Genomic DNA, 18234 nt, shown 5'->3' with positions numbered 1-18234 from the left:
CGAAAAAGCGCATCACGCTGATTGGTGGCGGCAGCTACCTCATCCTGCAGGACGGCAAAATTGAGTACGGCACGGCCGGTGAATATTTCAGGAAAACGCCGCACACGGTGCTGACGGTGGCGAATCCTGTACGGCTGAAAATGCCCTATCTGCCTGGAGGCGGAAAATACGACCTGGCGCTGGATTTCAGGGATCAAGACTTAAATGCCATAGCCAACGCGGGTTACCGCATCACATTTGAAAGCGGCTCAGTACTGGCTGGCAAGCTTGATGAACAGGGATATGCACTGCATAAAAATGTGCCGTTTGAATCAGCCAGCGTGGAATACGTTTTGCCCGAACCCTTACCGGATCCGGACTGGGAACGCTACACCTCACTTGATGCGGCAACGGACAGCCTTTTAACGAAATAACAGGGACAATCACCAATGGATGACGATTTCGAAAAGGCGCTGGCATTTTTCACTCCGGCACCTGACAGTTGGGTCTACAGCGGACAAAGAAAAATTGAGGCCGCAGGGCAATGGATTTGGGAAACCCTGCAGGGAGATTTCAATACCGGACAAACCACCGGACAGGTCGTCACGGGGACGGTGATTTCAATGATCCCGTTTGTGGATCAGCTCTGCGATATCCGCGATCTGGTGGCTAACTGCAAAAAAATTAATGAAGACGACAGCGACACCTGGGCATGGGTTGCGTTATGCCTGACATTGATCGGCTGCTTCCCGGTGTTAGGGTCGCTGTGCAAGGGCGGATTTAAAGTCCTGTTTTTGTATTTGCGCAAAAGTCATCTGGATCAGCTAAACAACCCCGGCCAGCTTTACCGTGCGCTTGAAGGCGCCATCGGCTTATTGAACGATTTTCTGAATATGCCCGCCACGCGCAGCGCGCTGAAGTATCTGAAAATTTATAACCCTTACCGTTTCCTCGAGGAGAAATTACGCGGCGTGATCGACAGCCTGGACGTCTTCGACCTGTTAAGTGTTTTTGATGAACTCCTGTCGGTTACAAAAAAACTGCTCGATAAAGTCACGGCCTGGGGCCCGGCATCGTTAAAGCAACCCGTGGCCGCCTTGTGGAACATGCTGATGGCAGTACGTCGCAACGCGGACCGGATGCTAAGTAAAGCCCTCGCCCCCGTCACGGATTTACTGGAAAAACTGGCAAACCGCCTGCGTGTTGAAGGTGACAATGCCTACCGCGCGCATGTGGGCACCAACGTACACCTCTACGGCGGCGAACGGGCGGCAAAAGAAGTGGAAATGATTAAGCGGGAAAAGCCGGATTGGGTGGATGTTGGGGCGCCAACAGAAAAATTTAAACCGCTAAGTAAACTATCCACTATGCAATCAAAGAAAATTGCAGAGGGTTGGCCTGATATTAGTGAAAATTCAAATAATGTAGTTTTAAAAGATAAGTTTAATACTTTCGATATCTCAATGACAGCCACAGAGATTTCCCCTGGGGAGGGGATTTACCGGATAATTGATCCTAACTCTTCAGACAACAGCATCTGCTGGATGCGAAAGGCAGAGTTTGAAAAACTGACATCAAAAAGTGACTGGCGAAAACGTTTCGCCGTGTGGAAAAGCTGGAATGAAAACGGAGAATATGTCGTTTACACAGTGCCTCAGGGACAGCCCCTAAAAGTCTGGGAAGGCCGCGCGGCCACACAGGTTAACCGAACAGCGCCGGAATATTCTCTGGAAGGTGGTGCGGTACAAATTGTACTGGATCCGTCTCAGCTTAAAAAAGAGTTTACCGGTGAGCGGCGTAAAACCGGCTGGGGCTATGGTGATGTAGCCGGTGACCCGGTCAGCCCTTATCTGGGGCTACCGAAGCTAGAGAATAAAAACAACTGGTATGAACCAAAAGGAAAAGAATAATGGGTATTTTACATCCGCAGGAATGTTACTTTTTAGAAAAATTTATCTCAGCAGAACATTATGCCGAAACCCGTGATGCCATCATTGCCTACATTGATGCCCATGAAGAAGCCCTGGCAAGATATAAACGGGAGATGCCTCTCAATGCCCGCAAACTCCCTCAATGGCAACAGGCTGATGTCGTATGGGAAACTCGTGTAATGCCAAATATTCGTGATTTAAGGGAGCACTTCAGTAAACGATATATCCAACGTAGTCATAATAACCCAGAAGCATTTAGAATGGGCAATGCAATGGGATATATTCAAAAAGGTATTGTGGACTTTTGGAATGGATGGATGGCCGAAGATGAAATAGAAAAAATTTCTGCTCTTGAATCTGTGGCTAAAAAACTTGACAGGCGATTATCAATGACGCTGAGAGGGGCATGGGATGACGGGGATTTGACCTATACCGGCTGCGGAATATTATATTCAAACATTGAACTCCCAGCAAAAATACCTTGTTATAAACTTGATCCTTCCGTAAGAATAGAAATAGGACAGAATCCCGAACAAACAGGCTTCTATCTTCCGGATATTAAATTTGCAGCAGCCCGGTTTATTTCCGAGGACTTTGGGCAGCCGGTTCTTGCATCTCAGGGCATCAGACGCAGTAACTGGTCAGACCCAGAAACGGGTGAAAAAGATTACAACTGGGAAGATATTGAATGGACCGAAACCGGTTGGACTCTTATCCGCCGGGTTGAAGGCGAATTTATCGATGTCCCACCGGAAGGTTTTTTCCCGAAAGGATTACCGGAAGAATTATACAACTGGCCGGAAAAAGAGAAGTTATTGCGCCAGGCGGAACCCACCCGAATCACCGCGTACAGCGGCGAAACCAGCCCGCATTCGGGCCGCTGGGGCACCTTTATCGACGGCAGTTTGCATTATGTTCATGTGAAACATGGACAAACCCTGCCGGAATATGAAGATAAAAAAGGCAAGCTTCATCGTACGCTTTGGTCACTGCTGGAGCGGGATGATAAGGGCAGCGTTTTTATAAACAGCTGAATGACTTTTGTGCATGTAGCCGGTTTTGATTGTAACCGGTTACTGTTATTGACAAGGACGTGACGGATAAATAAAAAAGGAAAAGAATAATGGGAATTTTACATCCGCAGGAATGTTACTTTTTAGAAAATTTTATCTCAGCAGAACATTATGCCGAAACCCGTGACGCCATTATTGCCTATATCGATGCACATGAGGAAGCACTGGCAAGATATAAACGTGAAATGCCGCTTAACGCCAGAAAGCTTCCACAGTGGCAACAGGCCGATGTGGTATGGGAATCTCGGGTGATGCCTAATATCAGACCCATGAAAGAACGTTATATGAAAGCTTATATTCTACGAACTCATAGCGACATCAAAGCATTCGATATCGGTCATGCTATGAGCAATATTAGCAAAGGTATTGTCGAGTTTTGGAATGGCTGGATGAAGGAGGAGGATATTTTAAATATCTCTGAATTAGAATATAAAGCATCAGCATTAGACAATAGACTGTCATATACTTTGCGCGGCAATTAGGATGACGGGGATTTGACCTATACCGGCTGCGGAATATTATATTCAAACATTGAACTCCCAGCAAAAATACCTTGTTATAAACTTGATCCTTCCGTAAGAATAGAAATAGGACAGAATCCCGAACAAACAGGCTTCTATCTTCCGGATATTAAGTTTGCACCAGCCCGGTTTATTCCCGAGGACTTTGGGCAACCAGTCCCTGCATCTCAGGGCATCAGGCGCAGTAACTGGTCCGACCCAGACACAGGTGAAAAAGATTACAGTTGGGAAGAAACTGAGTGGACCGAAACCGGCTGGACCCTTATCCGCCGGGTTGAAGGCGAATTTATCGATGTCCCACCGGAAGGTTTTTTCCCGAAAGGATTACCGGAGGAATTATACAACTGGCCGGAAAAAGAGAAGTTATTGCGCCAGGCGGAACCCACCCGAATCACCGCGTACAGCGGCGAAACCAGCCCGCACTCGGGCCGCTGGGGCACCTTTATCGACGGCAGTTTGCGTTATGCTCATGTCAAACAAGGCCAAGCCCTGCCGGAATATGAAGATAAAGAAAGCAAGCTTCACCGTACGCTTTGGTCACTGCTGGAGCGGGATGATAAGGGCAGCGTTTTTATAAACAGCTGAATGACTTTTGTGCATGTAGCCGGTTTTGATTTAAACCGGTTACTGTGATTAACAAGGACGTGACGGATAAATCCAAAAGGAAAAGAATAATGGGTATTTTACATCCGCAGGAATGTTACTTTTTAGAAAAATTTATCTCAGCAGAACATTATGCCGAAACCCGTGATGCCATCATTGCCTACATTGATGCCCATGAAGAAGCCCTGGCAAGATATAAACGGGAGATGCCTCTCAATGCCCGCAAACTCCCTCAATGGCAACAGGCTGATGTCGTATGGGAAACTCGTGTAATGCCAAATATTCGTGATTTAAGGGAGCACTTCAGTAAACGATATATCCAACGTAGTCATAATAACCCAGAAGCATTTAGAATGGGCAATGCAATGGGATGCATTCAAAAAGGTATTGTGGACTTTTGGAATGGATGGATGACCGAATATGAAATAGAACAAATATCTGCTCTCGAATCCAAAGCTAGTAAACTTGATAAGCGTCTGTCAATAACATTAAGAGGTGCCTGGATAGAGGGTAACCTGACATATATTCATTCAATGTATGATAAATCCGAGTTACCTAAGACGATTCCGCGTTATGAATTAGATCACTCAGTGCGTATTGAGTCAGGCGATGTTCCAACGCAGACAGGTTTCTATTTGCCAGATATTGATTTTTCACCAGCAAGATTTATTCCTGAAGACTATGGTAAACCGGCCTCAGCGAGACAAGGTACCCGACGCAGTGACTGGGTGGATTCAGAAACAGGTGAAAAGGAATATCGCTGGCTGGAATCTCAGTGGGCAAAAACCGGCTGGACCCTTATCCGCCGGGTTGAAGGCGAATTTATCGATGTCCCACCGGAAGGTTTTTTCCCGAAAGGATTACCGGAAGAATTATACAACTGGCCGGAAAAAGAGAAGTTATTGCGCCAGGCGGAACCCACCCGAATCACCGCGTACAGCGGCGAAACCAGCCCGCATTCGGGCCGCTGGGGCACCTTTATCGACGGCAGTTTGCATTATGTTCATGTCAGACAAGAGCAAGTCTTACCGGAATATGAAGATAAAGAAGGCAAGCTTCATCGTACGCTTTGGTCACTGCTGGAGCGGGATGATAAGGGCAGCGTTTTTATAAACAGCTGAATGACTTTTGTGCATGTAGCCGGTTTTGATTTAAACCGGTTACTGTGATTAACAAGGACGTGACGGATAAATCCAAAAGGAAAAGAATAATGGGTATTTTACATCCGCAGGAATGTTACTTTTTAGAAAAATTTATCTCAGCAGAACATTATGCCGAAACCCGTGACGCCATCATTGCCTATATCGATGCCCATGAAGAAGCCCTGGCAAGATATAAACGTGAAATGCCGCTTAATACCCGTAAGCTCCCCCAATGGCAGCAGGCTGATATAGTATGGGAATCACGCGTAATGCCTAATATAAGGCCGATGAGAGAACGTTACATGAAAGCTTATATTCTGCTAACTCATGGTGATATTAAGGCATTCGATATCGGTCATGCTATGAGCAATATTAATAGAGGTATTTCTGAGTTTTGGGATGGTTGGATGAGTAGTGATGAAAGTGAGAAAATTTCTGAACTAGGATATTTAGCTTCGGAGCTTGATGATCGATTATCATCAACCCTTGATGCAATATGGAGTGAAGGCCATTTGACTTATATTGATCGAGGCGTTTACACATTAGATGAAATACCACCTAGAATACCAAGGTATAAACTTGACCCATCTGTTCGTATTGAAATAAATGAAAATCCTGTAGAAACTGGAATATATTTACCTGATATTAATTTTGCCAGTGCGCGGTTTATTCCCGCAGATTTTGGTGAGCCTCCTGAAGCGTGGCAGGGAATAACACGGACAGATAAGACTGTGTTTGATACAGGAAAGCCATTGTTTCATTGGAAAGAATCTCAGTGGGCAAAAACCGGCTGGACCCTTATCCGTCGGGTTGAAGGCGAATTTATTGATGTGCCGCCGGAAGGTTTTTTCCCAAAAGGATTACCGGAAGAATTATACAACTGGCCGGAAAAAGAGAAGTTATTGCGCCAGGCGGAACCCACCCGAATCACCGCGTACAGCGGCGAAACCAGCCCGCATTCGGGCCGCTGGGGCACCTTTATCGACGGCAGTTTGCGTTATGCTCATGTCAAACAAGGCCAAGCCCTGCCGGAATATGAAGATAAAGAAAGCAAGCTTCACCGTACGCTTTGGTCACTGCTGGAGCGGGATGATAAGGGCAGCGTTTTTATAAACAGCTGAATGACTTTTGTGCATGTAGCCGGTTTTGATTTAAACCGGTTACTGTGATTAACAAGGACGTGACGGATAAATCCAAAAGGAAAAGAATAATGGGTATTTTACATCCGCAGGAATGTTACTTTTTAGAAAAATTTATCTCAGCAGAACATTATGCCGAAACCCGTGATGCCATCATTGCCTACATTGATGCCCATGAAGAAGCCCTGGCAAGATATAAACGGGAGATGCCGATTAATACCCGTAAGCTCCCTCAATGGCAGCAGGCCGATATGGTATGGGAATCGCGCGTGATGCCTAATATCAGACCGATGAAAGAACGTTACATGAAAGCTTATATTCTACGAACTCATAACGACATCAAAGCATTTGATATTGGTCATGCTATGAGCAATATCAATAAGGGAATCGTAGAGTTTTGGGATGGGTGGATGACTGATCAAGAAAGAGATAAAATTAGACATCATGAGTATCAAGCTTCAGAACTAGATAAAAACTTATCAATAACAATATGGGGAGAGTGGGAGGAGGGGCGTTTGACATATAGTGATAATTGTGTGCGCCCATATATAAAAATTCCGAAAAAAATTCCTCTTTATATACTTGACTCATCCGTGAGAATAAAAAAAGGAGATGTACCAATCCAAACTGGAATATATTTACCTGATGTTGATTTTTCGGCAGCTCGATTTTTACCAGCTGATTATGGTGAATCACCTGATGCTCGGCAGGGCATTCAGCGTAACGAATGGTTTGACGCAGAAACTTGTAAACATAGATTCAGTTGGAAAGAGTCTAAGTGGGCAAAAACAGGCTGGACCCTTATCCGCCGGGTTGAAGGCGAATTTATCGATGTACCACCGGAAGGTTTTTTCCCGAAAGGATTACCGGAAGAATTATACAACTGGCCGGAGAAAGAGACTTTAACCAACTAAAAGCTTTCATCGATTTACTTTCTACGTTGAAAAGAAACCACAGATATGGACTATTGCTCATCCTAGAAAACAATAGCCATTGTTGAAATAGGAGTTTTCAACTCCGAAGTAGAGTTTGAAAAGGTTTCAATTATTAATCCAGAAATTTGTATTTCCCAGCCACGCCACATTAAAAATGCCATAACGAAAAGGAATGTCCCATGGCCACATTACACACCCTGTTAGCGCTATGCCCACAGGAAAACCCAGATATATTGATGCAAAAGGCCAAAGTGCAAACAGCGCTGTGGGAAAAATGGCTAAACCCGGTTAGCAGCGATAATGCAACTGGTGAAGATCCCGGGTATGACGATGACTTTCAACGTATGCGTGAAGAGGTTAATAAGCTTTCTGGCGCGGATACTGAACTGGTGTGCCAACTGGCGGAGAAATTACTGACCACTGTATGCAAAGACGTAAGGGTAGCCACTTATTATCTCTGGGCACGATTGCATCGCGACGGCGAATCGGGTCTGGCCGAAGGGCTGGAACTGTTGAGCGGACTGGTCTCTCGCTATGGTGACCAGTTGTTGCCATCACGAAAAAATAGCCGGCGGGCTGCCATGGAGTGGCTGGCAGGCAGTAAAGTCCTCGACAGCCTTTCGCTGTATCCCGAAGTCGATAAGCCAAAGTTTGAACGCATTTTGGCTGCACTCACCCTGTTTGAAGACGTTATTACATCATGGGAAGACGCAAACCGACCACAGTTGGGCGGTCTTTATGATGCCCTTGAATCCCGACTGGCTCAGTCTGGTGGCTTGGATGCCGTTGTTCCGCAAAATAGCGGCGGTCAGTCAACGTCTGATTCGCACTCCATATCGCCGGACATGCCGACATTAAATGTAATACAGTCTGGTCGTGAGTTACTCGATCAGGCTAAGGCGTTAGCTCAGTACCTGCGAGACCAGCCACAAGGCTGGCTATCAGGACACCGGTTGATGACTACAATACGCTGGGACACCGTCGACCAACTCCCTCCGCTGGACGCTAAAGGTTGTACTCGCCTGGTACCACCCCGTACTGACTACCGTGCCCAACTCAAACGCCTGTATCTGCAACAAAGCTGGAGCGAATTACTGGAAAATGCAGATAGGATGTTTACTGAAGGCGTGAACCATTTCTGGCTGGATATTCAATGGTACTTGCACCAGGCACTCAGCAAATCGGGGGCGCCTTATGATAGCTTGGCAGAATTTATCGAGCAGGATCTGCGGTTATTGCTGCTTCGTTTACCGGGACTCGAAACGCTCGCCTACAGTGACGGTACACCCTTTGCCGACGAAGTGACCTCAGGCTGGATCGCTCGTGATATTCAGGACAATGACGGGCGATGGCAATCTGAACCCAATGCAGTCTCTGCAAGTGGCGATGAAGATGTTCTTCAGCTTGAAACCGAAGCACTGGCGCAGGCAGACGGTGAAGGTATTGAAGCTGCACTCAATTGGTTGCAGATTCGCCCGGGGATCACTACACCCCGCCAGCGTTGGCTAATACGGCTGCTCATGGCTCGTGTTGCTGAACAATATGGAAAAAATGAAATGGCACTCCACTTACTTGGAGAACTGGACAGCACAGGAGATAGCCTCACGCTGAAGCAATGGGAGCCGGCCCTGCTGTTTGAAGTAAAAGCACGACGACTCAAACTGCTGAGAATGCAATTCCAGCGTGGCGATACTGATAAAGCAAAACTCATCCTCGAAATGGACACGCTACTCGCCGGATTGGTTTCCATTGATCCTGCGCGCGCGGCAGTGCTTTGTGCTTAAGAAAGGACTTTAACCGCGAATGAACTCAAAATCCCCCTCTCTTTATGAAATCCTCACTGGCAACTTTGCCGGCGGCCTCGATCTGCACAACGTCAGCGAAGAGAATCAGGTGATCCTCTCCGTGCTCGATAACATGCAGCGCATTCTTAACTGTCGCGCGGGCACGCTTACGCACCTGCCCGATTATGGCTTGCCGGACATGAGCAAAATACTGCAAGGGATGCCGGGCACGGCGCACTCGCTGCTGACCACGCTTTCCGGCACCCTGCTGAAATACGAACCCCGCCTGAAAAAAATCAACGTTATATTACTGCCGCAATCCAGGCCAGGGCACCTCGAATATGCCATTGACGCAGAACTGAAAGATCTCGGGCTGGTGCGCTTCGGAACAGAGTTTATGCCGGAAGGCCGCGTGCTGATGCGTCATATGAAACAACAGAATTACGTCAGTTAAGGAAAACGATTATGTCTATTGAACGCCAGTTGCGCACCGGTGGCGATCCGCGTGCGCTGGCTGACTACGCCGCTTTGCGTGAAGAACTGAGTAAACTTGCGCATCCGGCGCGCCCGGACGTTGACTGGAAAAAAGTAGAACAACTGTGCCTGAACCTGTTTCAGCAAAACGGCATCGAGCTGCAAACTGCATCGTGGTATACCCAGGCCCGAACTCAACTGGTCGGTCTGAAGGGCCTCAATGAAGGGCTGGCGATCCTTGAGGCATTGATCTCCCGTCAGTGGCCTGCGCTGTGGCCATTGCCGGTGCATGCGCGGATGGAAATTCTGACCAGTCTGAGCCAGCGCCTGCAGCAGTCGCTGCGTACCATGACGCTGGAGTATCGCGATCTACCTGCGATTTATCAGGCGGAAAAGCTCATCACTTCGTTGTGCGATGTGCTGCAACGTCTGGAACTGAAACACGCCAGCCAGTTCGACGCATTAGGCACGTTTATGCACGGTGCCGCCGTCCGTCTGGAAAATATGCACGCCGCTACCGATGCGGCCGTAGTGCTGCCCGCAGCGGCAGTTCAGGCAGAAACTCAGTCGCAAAACGCGCCCAGAGAGCAATGGGTGTATGTCGCGCAGGCTGAACCCGCGGAGCCTCAGGTCGTCATCGCTCCGCCGCCGTCGTTAAAACGCATAGTCCAGTGGAAGGGCTTTGTTGCAGGCGTAGTGATCACCGCGCTGGCGGGATTCGGTTTTCAGGCGGGTATTGATGCGTTCTATCGTCCGCAAGCCGCAATGCAGCTGACCGCCACGCTGCCGGTTCTGCCGAAACCGCTCAGCCTGCAGGCGCTGGAAACGCTGAAATCTCAGCAGGCAGATATGCTCAACCGTGAAGCGCCCGCGCTGATTGCAGCGATGCAAGAACAAGCTGACCAGTTGGCAAAACTCTCCCCGCGCTGGGCGCAGAACACCGGAGCACAACTGGTAACACAGGCGCAAATCCTCTGGCCGGATAATCCGGCGACTGAGCAACTGTTAAAAAAATGGTCGCAACAGATGAACGCCAGTGCGGTTCCGCTGCAAAATCTCGACGGCTGGAACCAGGCCAATACACAGTTGCAGCAACTGGTGGATAAATTAAACGGGCTGGATGAGCAGCGCGGTAAATACATGACCGTCTCGCAGCTGAAATCCTCTGTGTTTGCTATCCAGCAGGCGCTGAACAGCTCGCAGCCGGTGGAAGAATCGCTCCGTAAACTGGCGCAGGACAAACAGCAAAATAAGGATGTTTCGCCTCAGCTTGTGATGCAGCTTGATAACCAGTTCACGCAGTTGCTGAACCGGTATGCGTTGCTTATGAACGCTTCACCTGATGCATCTGATCAAAAGAGTCAGGCTGATAACTGAAGGACCGCATCCGGACCGCTTCAAAATATCGGGTAACTTTAGGCATTTTAAATTACAGAGGACGTATGTCAGCAAAGGAACGGTTTCTAAAAAAGCTGCAAGACAGCCAGCCGCGCAGCGGCTCATTGGGTAACAAAGTTCAGGTGGATATCGCCGAGTTCCGCCAGCGGATGAGCGAACTTCAGGAAAACATTGAGGAGTGGCTGACGGATACTGATATCCGGGTGGAAAGCACCAGCGTCTCGCTGGTTGAATGCCTGATCGGAGGAAAATCGTTCAGCGTACCGGGTATTCAGCTGCAGTATGAAGACCGGAAAATAAAGTTCACTCCGGTATTTTTGTACGGGCAAGGAGTGACAGGCTGTGTAGAAGCCAGCCTGTGTACGCAAAGCGGCATCATTGTCTTATGTCGGTTATTTATGCAGGCAGGTGAAAACAGACATTGGACCTGGCGCCCTGCAAATGCCTTCGACGGACCGGGCGGCGCCTTTGGCGAAGATGCCTTTTTCGAACTGGTAGAACTTTTATTGCCATGACGCCTTCGGGCGTCATTTTTTGAACATCACATGATGAAACCGCAACAAAAATGTAAACAAATGCTACAAGCATTACCTGATTTGGTGCGGTTTTCACCAAAAGGCATGACATAAATTTACATTGCATAAGAAATAAGAATGCGCTGATGCCCTGCCAAATTTAACCTTTTTGTTACCGATTTTGCACACAAAAAGTCATTACCGGATGCAGGGTAATTACATTTAGAAAACATCAAAACTCTTTGATCCAGATCAATGCAACAACATATCCACCCATTTTTTGTGGTTAATCCCTCTCTTGTCCCTGTGCGTCTCAAATTGTTTTCTTCCCTCCCGACCTCTGTCCGCCACGAAAGTGTTTCAGCCAGTAATTCCCCCACGTGACCGTCCCTGTTAATGCCTTCTCCCGCTGTGGTTAAATCAATTCCTCGCGAAACCCCAGCTGTACTACCCTTTCATTAAAGACTTCACCTGCGAATGTCCGACATCGCCGGTTCCCGTGCCGGTGCCAGCGTCTGGAAGGGTTATCTGACACACAAAAGAGGTTGTTATGTTTGGTCTTGATGCGCTAGAACTGGCCCGGATCCAGTTTGCCTTCACCGTCTCTTTTCACATCATTTTTCCCGCAATCACCATCGGGCTGGCCAGTTTCCTGGCGGTTCTGGAAGGCATGTGGCTAAAAACAAAAAAAGAGGCTTACCGCGACCTGTATCATTTCTGGTCGAAAATCTTTGCCGTTAACTTCGGTATGGGCGTGGTCTCCGGTCTGGTAATGGCTTACCAGTTCGGTACCAACTGGAGCATGTTCTCCTCGTTCGCCGGCAGTATTACCGGCCCGCTGCTGACCTACGAAGTGTTAACCGCGTTCTTCCTTGAAGCGGGTTTCCTCGGCGTGATGCTGTTCGGCTGGAACCGCGTCGGACCTGGCCTGCACTTCTTCTCTACCTGTATGGTGGCGCTCGGCACGCTGATGTCGACATTCTGGATCCTCGCGTCCAACAGCTGGATGCAGACGCCGCAGGGCTACGAGATTGTTAACAATCTGGTCGTTCCGGTCAGCTGGATGAAGGTTATCTTCAACCCGTCGTTCCCGTTCCGCCTGATGCACATGACCACCGCCGCGTTCCTGGCATCTGCGTTCTTCGTCGGTTCTGCTGCGGCATGGCATTTGCTGCGCGGTCGAGATACGCCAGCCATCCGCACCATGTTGTCGATGGCGATGTGGATGGCCCTGATCGTCTCGCCCATTCAGGCATTTTTGGGCGATGCGCACGGTCTGAATACGCTGAAATATCAGCCAGCTAAAATTGCTGCCATCGAAGGCCACTGGGAAAATAAAGACAATAAACCGTCCCCGCTGGTGCTGATCGGCTATCCTGATATGAACCGTGAAGAAACCCGTTACGCGGTTGAAATCCCGTATCTGGGCAGTCTGATCCTGACGCACAGCCTGACGCATCAGATCCCGGCGCTGAAATCCTTCCCGAAAGAAGACCGTCCAAACTCGTCCGTCATCTTCTACACCTTCCGCATCATGGCGGGTCTGGGCATGCTGATGATTTTGCTGGGTGTGCTGAGCCTCATCCTGCGTCGTGGCGGCAAAATGTATACCTCTAAAGCGTTCCTGCGCTTTGCCTTCCTGATGGGGCCTTCCGGTCTGCTGGCGTTACTGGCGGGTTGGATCACCACCGAAATGGGGCGTCAGCCGTGGGTGGTGTATGGCCTGTTGCGCACCAAAGACGCGGTATCTAACCATAACGTGTTGCAGATGAGCGTCAGCCTGATCCTGTTCATCGTCATTTACTGTTCTGTGTTTGGTGTCGGTTACGGTTACATGATGCGTCTGATCCGCAAAGGACCACAGGCTCATGAAGGTGAAAACGTTGATCACGGTGGTCCGGGCCAGCACCGCACACCTGCGCGTCCGCTGTCTGCCATCAAAGAATCACTGACCGACGAAAATAAGGGAGCTTGATAATGGGTATCGACTTACCGCTGATCTGGTTTTTGATCATCATCTTCGGCGTGATGATGTATGTGGTGATGGATGGCTTCGACCTGGGCATTGGTCTGCTGTTCCCGCTGGTGAAAAAAGAGCACGACCGTGACGTGATGATGAACACGGTTGCGCCGGTCTGGGACGGTAATGAAACCTGGCTGGTACTCGGTGGGGCGGGACTGTACGGCGCCTTCCCGCTGGCGTATTCGGTGATTTTGGATGCGCTGACTATCCCGCTGACCCTGATGCTGTTCGGCCTGATTTTCCGTGGCGTGGCCTTTGAATTTCGCTTTAAAGCCAGTCCGGCCAAACGCCACGTGTGGGATAAATCCTTTATCGGAGGTTCAGTGCTGGCGACCTTCTGTCAGGGCGTGGTGCTGGGTGCGGTGATCAACGGTATTCCGGTGGTGAACCGTACTTACGCTGGTGGCGCGCTCGACTGGCTGACGCCGTTCACGCTGTTCTGTGGTTTTGCGCTGGTGGTGGCTTACGCCCTGCTCGGCTGCACCTGGCTGATCATGAAAACCGAAGGCGAATTGCAGGAAGCGATGCACAACATCGCTAAACCGCTGCTGATAGTCTTCCTGCTGGTGACACTGGCGGTCAGCCTGTGGACGCCGCTGACCCATAGCGATATCGCCACCCGCTGGTTCTCGCGCCCTAACCTTTACTGGTTCCTGCCGGTACCGGTGCTGGTGGTGCTGGTCTCTGCGTGGATGTACCGCGCCATCAGCAAAAACGCGCACCACGCGCCGTTCCTGCTGACGCTGGCGCTGGTGTTCCTGGGCTATACGGGTCTGGGTATCAGCATCTGGCCGAATATAATCCCGCCGTCCATCTCCATCTGGGAAGCGGCTTCACCTCCGCAAAGTCAGGGCTTTATTCTGGTCGGCGCCCTGTTCATCATCCCGATCATTCTGGTGTACACCTTCTGGAGCTACTACGTATTCCGCGGGAAAGTCACACCGGATCAGGGTTATCACTGAGGAATCGCATTATGAATCTCATCAGAAAAATGGATGACAGCAACATCACTAAGGCCCCGTTCTTAAAACGCGTCGGCTGGATGGCCGTCATCTGGGGCGGCAGCGTACTGGCGTTATTTGTTGTGGCATCGGTGTTTCATCTGCTGATGTTCGCGGCGGGAATGAGAAGTCATTAAGTGATCAAGGCCGCCGTCATGGCGGCCTTTTGTTTTTATTTCTCCAGCACCAGCGTCACAAAATCCAAAATATCATCCATCGCTTCCTGACGGGCTTCGGCGGAAGGCATGACGATCAGCTGATCGGAATAGCCATTCATGATGGCGGATAACTGGCGGGTGACGCGTCCGGCATCGGTCGGGCGGAACACACCGCTGTCGATCCCGGCACGGATAATCTCAGCCAGCAGTTCCAGCCACTTGTGCACCATCAGCCGCGCCAGTTCGGCGTAAGCCTCGTTATGCGCCGCCAGTTGCCACAGCGAACCGTACAGTTGCCAGATATCACCCTGCGTATCGGGCAGATAATTGCACACCAGCGTGTGCAATTTTGCTTTCGGTTCCAGCGGGGCGATTTCAGCGGAAAACTCTTTCAGCTCTGCCATCATCACTACCGACAGCGCTTCGATGCACAGCGTCTGCCAGTCAGGAAAATAATGATAAATATGGCTGCGGGAAATCCCGACGTACTCCGTCAGCTCGCGCGTCGTGACTTTCTCAATCCCCTTTTCGATAAAGAGACGGATGGCTCCGTCAAGGATCTTAGCCCTTAACGCTTCCCGGTTTTCTTTCATCATTTATCCTGTGCTGGCATTGAGCAACTGCTCAGACCGGCATTTTATCAGGAAGCCTGTCGTGTGCCCACGGCCTTACGCAGGACGATTTTCAGCACCACGACGCTGGCGATAACCAGCGCAGCCGCAGAAATCAGCACCGCCAGAAACGCCTGATCAAACGCGGTTCGTGCCAGGCTGGTCAGCAATGACGCATGCTCAGGGCTGAGATGACCGGCGATCGTTAACGCTTCATCGAGACTGTCATACGCCGTTTCGCCGCTGACCAGCCCTTGCGGAAGGGTCAGGCTGCGGCTGTAAACAGCCGTCATCAGGCCACCCAGCAAGGTGACGCCAAGCACGCCGCCCATTTCCCACGACACATCTTCTATCGTGGCGACCATGCCGGCCTTGTCTTCAGGGGCATTGAGCATGATTGACGTCGAAGCCGCCGTCACTGCGCCGCCGAGGCCAAAACCTAAAATGAACAAACTGATCAACTGCATCGCTGCGCTGCCATCAAAGACCAGTGCGTGAATGACGATGCCGAGCGCAGATATCGCGAAGCCGCCCAGCATCATTTTACGCACACCGACACGCGGGATCAGCATACCCGCCAGCGGCGAGGCCAGCGCAGACGCCACCGGAATTGGCAGAATAAACATCGCCGCCATAAACGGCGTCAGGCCGAGCACCAGCTGTAGCCGCTGGCTGAGCACCAGTTCGATACCGATCAGTGCAATCATTGACGTGATCGCCACGCCCACGCCGCAGGCAAAGGCACGGTTGCGGAACAGTGAAAAGTCGATCATCGGCTGTACAGCGCGTTTTTGTCTTCTGACAAATAAACCGAGGAACAGCACGCCGAAGGCGGCAGAGCCGAGGATCACCAGCCAGGACGAGTTAATCTGGCTCAGCTCTTTCAGCGCATAAATCACCCCGACCAGCCCCGCCATCACCAGCGCAGAACCGGTAAAATCACACGGCCGTTGTTTGTTGCCTTCGCCGCGCGGGATCAACGCCAGCGCGAACGGGAAAACGGCCAGCACAATTGGCACGTTGATCAGGAACACGGATCCCCACCAGAAATATTCCAGCAGCACGCCGCCAATGACCGGTCCGAGCGCCGCCGCACCGGAAGCCACCGCCGACCAGATGCCTATCGCCAGCGCACGTTCACGTTCGTTGGTGAAGACATGGCGCACAATCGCCAGCGTCGCAGGCATCATCATCGCCGCGCCAATGGCCAGGAAAACGCGGGAGGCAATCAGCATTTCAGCGCTGGCAGAAAACGCCGCGCACAGGGAAGCGAGCGCAAATACCGGCAGCCCGCTCATAAAAAGATTTTTGTGTCCGATACGGTCACTGAGCATTCCCGCGCCCGGTAACAGACCGGCGACCACCAGCGGATAGGCGTTCACTATCCATAATTTTTCCGATGCCGTGGCACCCAGCGCCTGCGTCAGACGCGGTAACGCGGTGTACAACACGGTCATATCAATGATGATCAAAAAGAGTGTACTGGTGACAATCGCAAGTATCAGCCAGCGGTTATTGACGAACATAAAAAGTGCCTCAGATAGATTTTGAGCAAGCGCTCAAGGACAGCAAGATACTTGAGCAACCGCTCAAACTCAAGCGGCATCTGCCTGACAGTTGATGAAGCGTTGAAGAAGCGAATAGGAGAGTGTTTGGTTTTGCAGTGAGCCGTTGCAAAGGCGGCTTTTAAAAGCAGAATAGTGGAAGTTCCGGCTTCTCACGTGCCGTGAATGCTATCCGCGCTCTCGCCGGAGTACTGAGCTGATGGCAATAAAAATCACGATGCCGGTTGCATGAACGGGCAACAGTTAACCAGTATCAGGTGCAGCTGTTCAGAATGGAAGTGTATAAGGATAATGTCTGAATAGTTAATTAATAATTAATTTGTATTTAGAAATAAAGTTGATAATATTTATTAGTTCTGGACCTAAAGAATCCAACATTCTATTAAACAAAGCAGGCGTCGGGATACTTCACATTCCTGATTATAAGACTGGCTTTAATTGTTATTCCTTCAATAATTTTTGGTGTTTTTATAATGCATGAGTTAATAGTGAGCTCAAGAAAACAGTATTTAGAGTTTGCCGCACAATATAACGCTGGTGGATATTGTTTTGGATTTTGCCTGAAGTGGCTAGGTAGTGTTTTAGATAGGGCGAAACGCAGTAAATATGATAATTTTAGGAAGGAGGGTTATTTTCCGGATCCAAATGACTATTCTGCAATAACAGCTTTTATGGAGCGGGCTAGAAAGAAGCAAGAACGTTACCTGCAAATGGAGAAAACCTATATCAAAGAGACAGGAAAGAAGCCTGTGGCTGGAGATATTATGGCAAAACATCAGCAGCGCAGGCAGGAAGAGTCGGCGATAAAAATGTCTATGCCAGGTATACATTACAGATTTTTTGATTTTAAACAGAATCCTTCAGCAGGCATAACGAATTTTGCAAATACTGGTTGTAACTTAGTCCACTCCAGGGAGCGACAAGGCGTCATAATGCTGTATACCTATGATAGACTGGCAGGAGGGATAGGTAATCATGCTATAGCCATAATAGGTGTCGAACCGCAAAAAAGCTATTTATTTGACCCAAATGTCGGGGTGTATATGATTACCGCTGAAAATAGTATTGCTGATATAAAAAATATCATGGCGATGAAATACACTAATGTCCGGGATATATCACTCGTAGTGATCAGTGAGTAGCTTTATGGTAAAAACCAGCCTGTACCAGCGTTTCCAACCAGATTAGGTATCAGTAATTCCGTGAGAAAGGATCCGCTTTTCTTATATATAAAAATGGCAAACTCGTAGACTACGTTAATCCACATCCATATTACTGGAATAAAGAATTAAACATGCCGTACTTTATTCGCTTAAACCACGGAAATTAATTAGCAGTCTACTCAAATGTGACGCAAGATAAACTTGTTTTAAATCGATCTA

General features: G+C 49.4%; 15 protein-coding genes and 2 pseudogenes. 15 read left to right on the top strand and 2 right to left on the bottom strand.

The genetic code is table 11. From position 1 onward, the window contains the following. The 14 genes and pseudogenes from J1778_RS10555 to J1778_RS10490 all read left to right on the top strand — a co-directional run. Positions 1-413: pseudogene (locus J1778_RS10555) on the top strand (type VI secretion system Vgr family protein); the annotation flags it as partial. A gap of 15 nt (positions 414-428) precedes the next feature. Next, positions 429-1889: a hypothetical protein gene (locus J1778_RS10550; protein WP_217173144.1), complete on the top strand. Its 1461-nt coding sequence runs from the start codon at positions 429-431 to the stop codon at positions 1887-1889. Further along, positions 1889-2944 (top strand): type VI secretion protein ImpA, encoded by a 1056-nt coding sequence (locus tag J1778_RS10545; protein ID WP_217173143.1) that lies wholly within the window; start codon positions 1889-1891, stop codon positions 2942-2944. The genes J1778_RS10550 and J1778_RS10545 overlap by 1 nt, the downstream gene beginning before the upstream one ends. Positions 2945-3033: 89 nt before the next feature. After that, positions 3034-4089, top strand: a pseudogene (locus tag J1778_RS10540) (type VI secretion protein ImpA). An 89-nt stretch (positions 4090-4178) separates the two neighbouring features. Next, positions 4179-5228 (top strand): type VI secretion protein ImpA, encoded by a 1050-nt coding sequence (locus J1778_RS10535; protein WP_217173142.1) that lies wholly within the window; start codon positions 4179-4181, stop codon positions 5226-5228. An 89-nt stretch (positions 5229-5317) separates the two neighbouring features. Further along, positions 5318-6370 carry a type VI secretion protein ImpA gene (locus J1778_RS10530; RefSeq protein ID WP_217173141.1) on the top strand — a complete coding sequence of 351 codons (1053 nt, stop codon included), beginning with the start codon at positions 5318-5320 and terminating at the stop codon, positions 6368-6370. Between the two features lie 89 nt (positions 6371-6459). After that, on the top strand, positions 6460-7302 hold the full coding sequence (locus J1778_RS10525) for a type VI secretion protein ImpA (RefSeq protein WP_217173140.1): 843 nt from the start codon (positions 6460-6462) through the stop codon (positions 7300-7302). Positions 7303-7502: 200 nt separating this feature from the next. After that, positions 7503-9107: a type VI secretion system protein TssA gene (tssA, locus tag J1778_RS10520; RefSeq protein ID WP_217173139.1), complete on the top strand. Its 1605-nt coding sequence runs from the start codon at positions 7503-7505 to the stop codon at positions 9105-9107. A 19-nt stretch (positions 9108-9126) separates the two neighbouring features. Beyond that, positions 9127-9561, top strand: coding sequence for a type VI secretion system baseplate subunit TssE (gene tssE, locus J1778_RS10515; RefSeq protein ID WP_217173138.1), 435 nt, complete (start codon positions 9127-9129; stop codon positions 9559-9561). Positions 9562-9572: 11 nt separating this feature from the next. Continuing rightward, positions 9573-10958: a VasL domain-containing protein gene (locus tag J1778_RS10510; protein WP_217173137.1), complete on the top strand. Its 1386-nt coding sequence runs from the start codon at positions 9573-9575 to the stop codon at positions 10956-10958. Positions 10959-11023: 65 nt separating this feature from the next. Next, complete coding sequence (locus J1778_RS10505; RefSeq protein WP_217173136.1) at positions 11024-11494, top strand: hypothetical protein; 471 nt, start codon at positions 11024-11026, stop codon at positions 11492-11494. A gap of 550 nt (positions 11495-12044) precedes the next feature. Further along, a complete protein-coding gene (locus tag J1778_RS10500; protein WP_217173135.1) occupies positions 12045-13469 on the top strand; it encodes a cytochrome ubiquinol oxidase subunit I in 1425 nt (474 codons plus the stop codon). Between the two features lie 2 nt (positions 13470-13471). Further along, positions 13472-14479, top strand: coding sequence for a cytochrome d ubiquinol oxidase subunit II (gene cydB / locus J1778_RS10495; RefSeq protein WP_217173134.1), 1008 nt, complete (start codon positions 13472-13474; stop codon positions 14477-14479). Between the two features lie 11 nt (positions 14480-14490). Then, the gene (locus J1778_RS10490; protein WP_013577857.1) at positions 14491-14655 is read left to right on the top strand and encodes a DUF2474 domain-containing protein; all 165 of its coding nucleotides are present in this window, start codon (positions 14491-14493) and stop codon (positions 14653-14655) included. Positions 14656-14690: 35 nt separating this feature from the next. Here J1778_RS10490 and J1778_RS10485 read toward each other — a convergent pair whose 3' ends face one another. Then, on the bottom strand, positions 14691-15269 hold the full coding sequence (locus J1778_RS10485) for a TetR/AcrR family transcriptional regulator (RefSeq protein WP_217173133.1): 579 nt from the start codon (positions 15267-15269) through the stop codon (positions 14691-14693). 47 nt (positions 15270-15316) lie between these two features. Continuing rightward, the gene (locus J1778_RS10480) at positions 15317-16813 is read right to left on the bottom strand and encodes an MFS transporter (RefSeq protein ID WP_217173132.1); all 1497 of its coding nucleotides are present in this window, start codon (positions 16811-16813) and stop codon (positions 15317-15319) included. 527 nt (positions 16814-17340) lie between these two features. Between J1778_RS10480 and J1778_RS10475 the strand changes: the two genes are divergently transcribed. Further along, a complete protein-coding gene (locus tag J1778_RS10475) occupies positions 17341-17994 on the top strand; it encodes a YopT-type cysteine protease domain-containing protein (RefSeq protein ID WP_217173131.1) in 654 nt (217 codons plus the stop codon). The last annotated feature ends 240 nt before the right edge of the window (positions 17995-18234 follow it).

Source organism: Rahnella bonaserana (assembly GCF_019049675.1).
In the GTDB taxonomy this organism is placed as follows: Bacteria; Pseudomonadota; Gammaproteobacteria; order Enterobacterales; family Enterobacteriaceae; genus Rahnella; species Rahnella bonaserana.
Note: the sequence above shows the minus strand (reverse complement) of the source record. Positions and strands in the feature narration are given on the sequence as shown.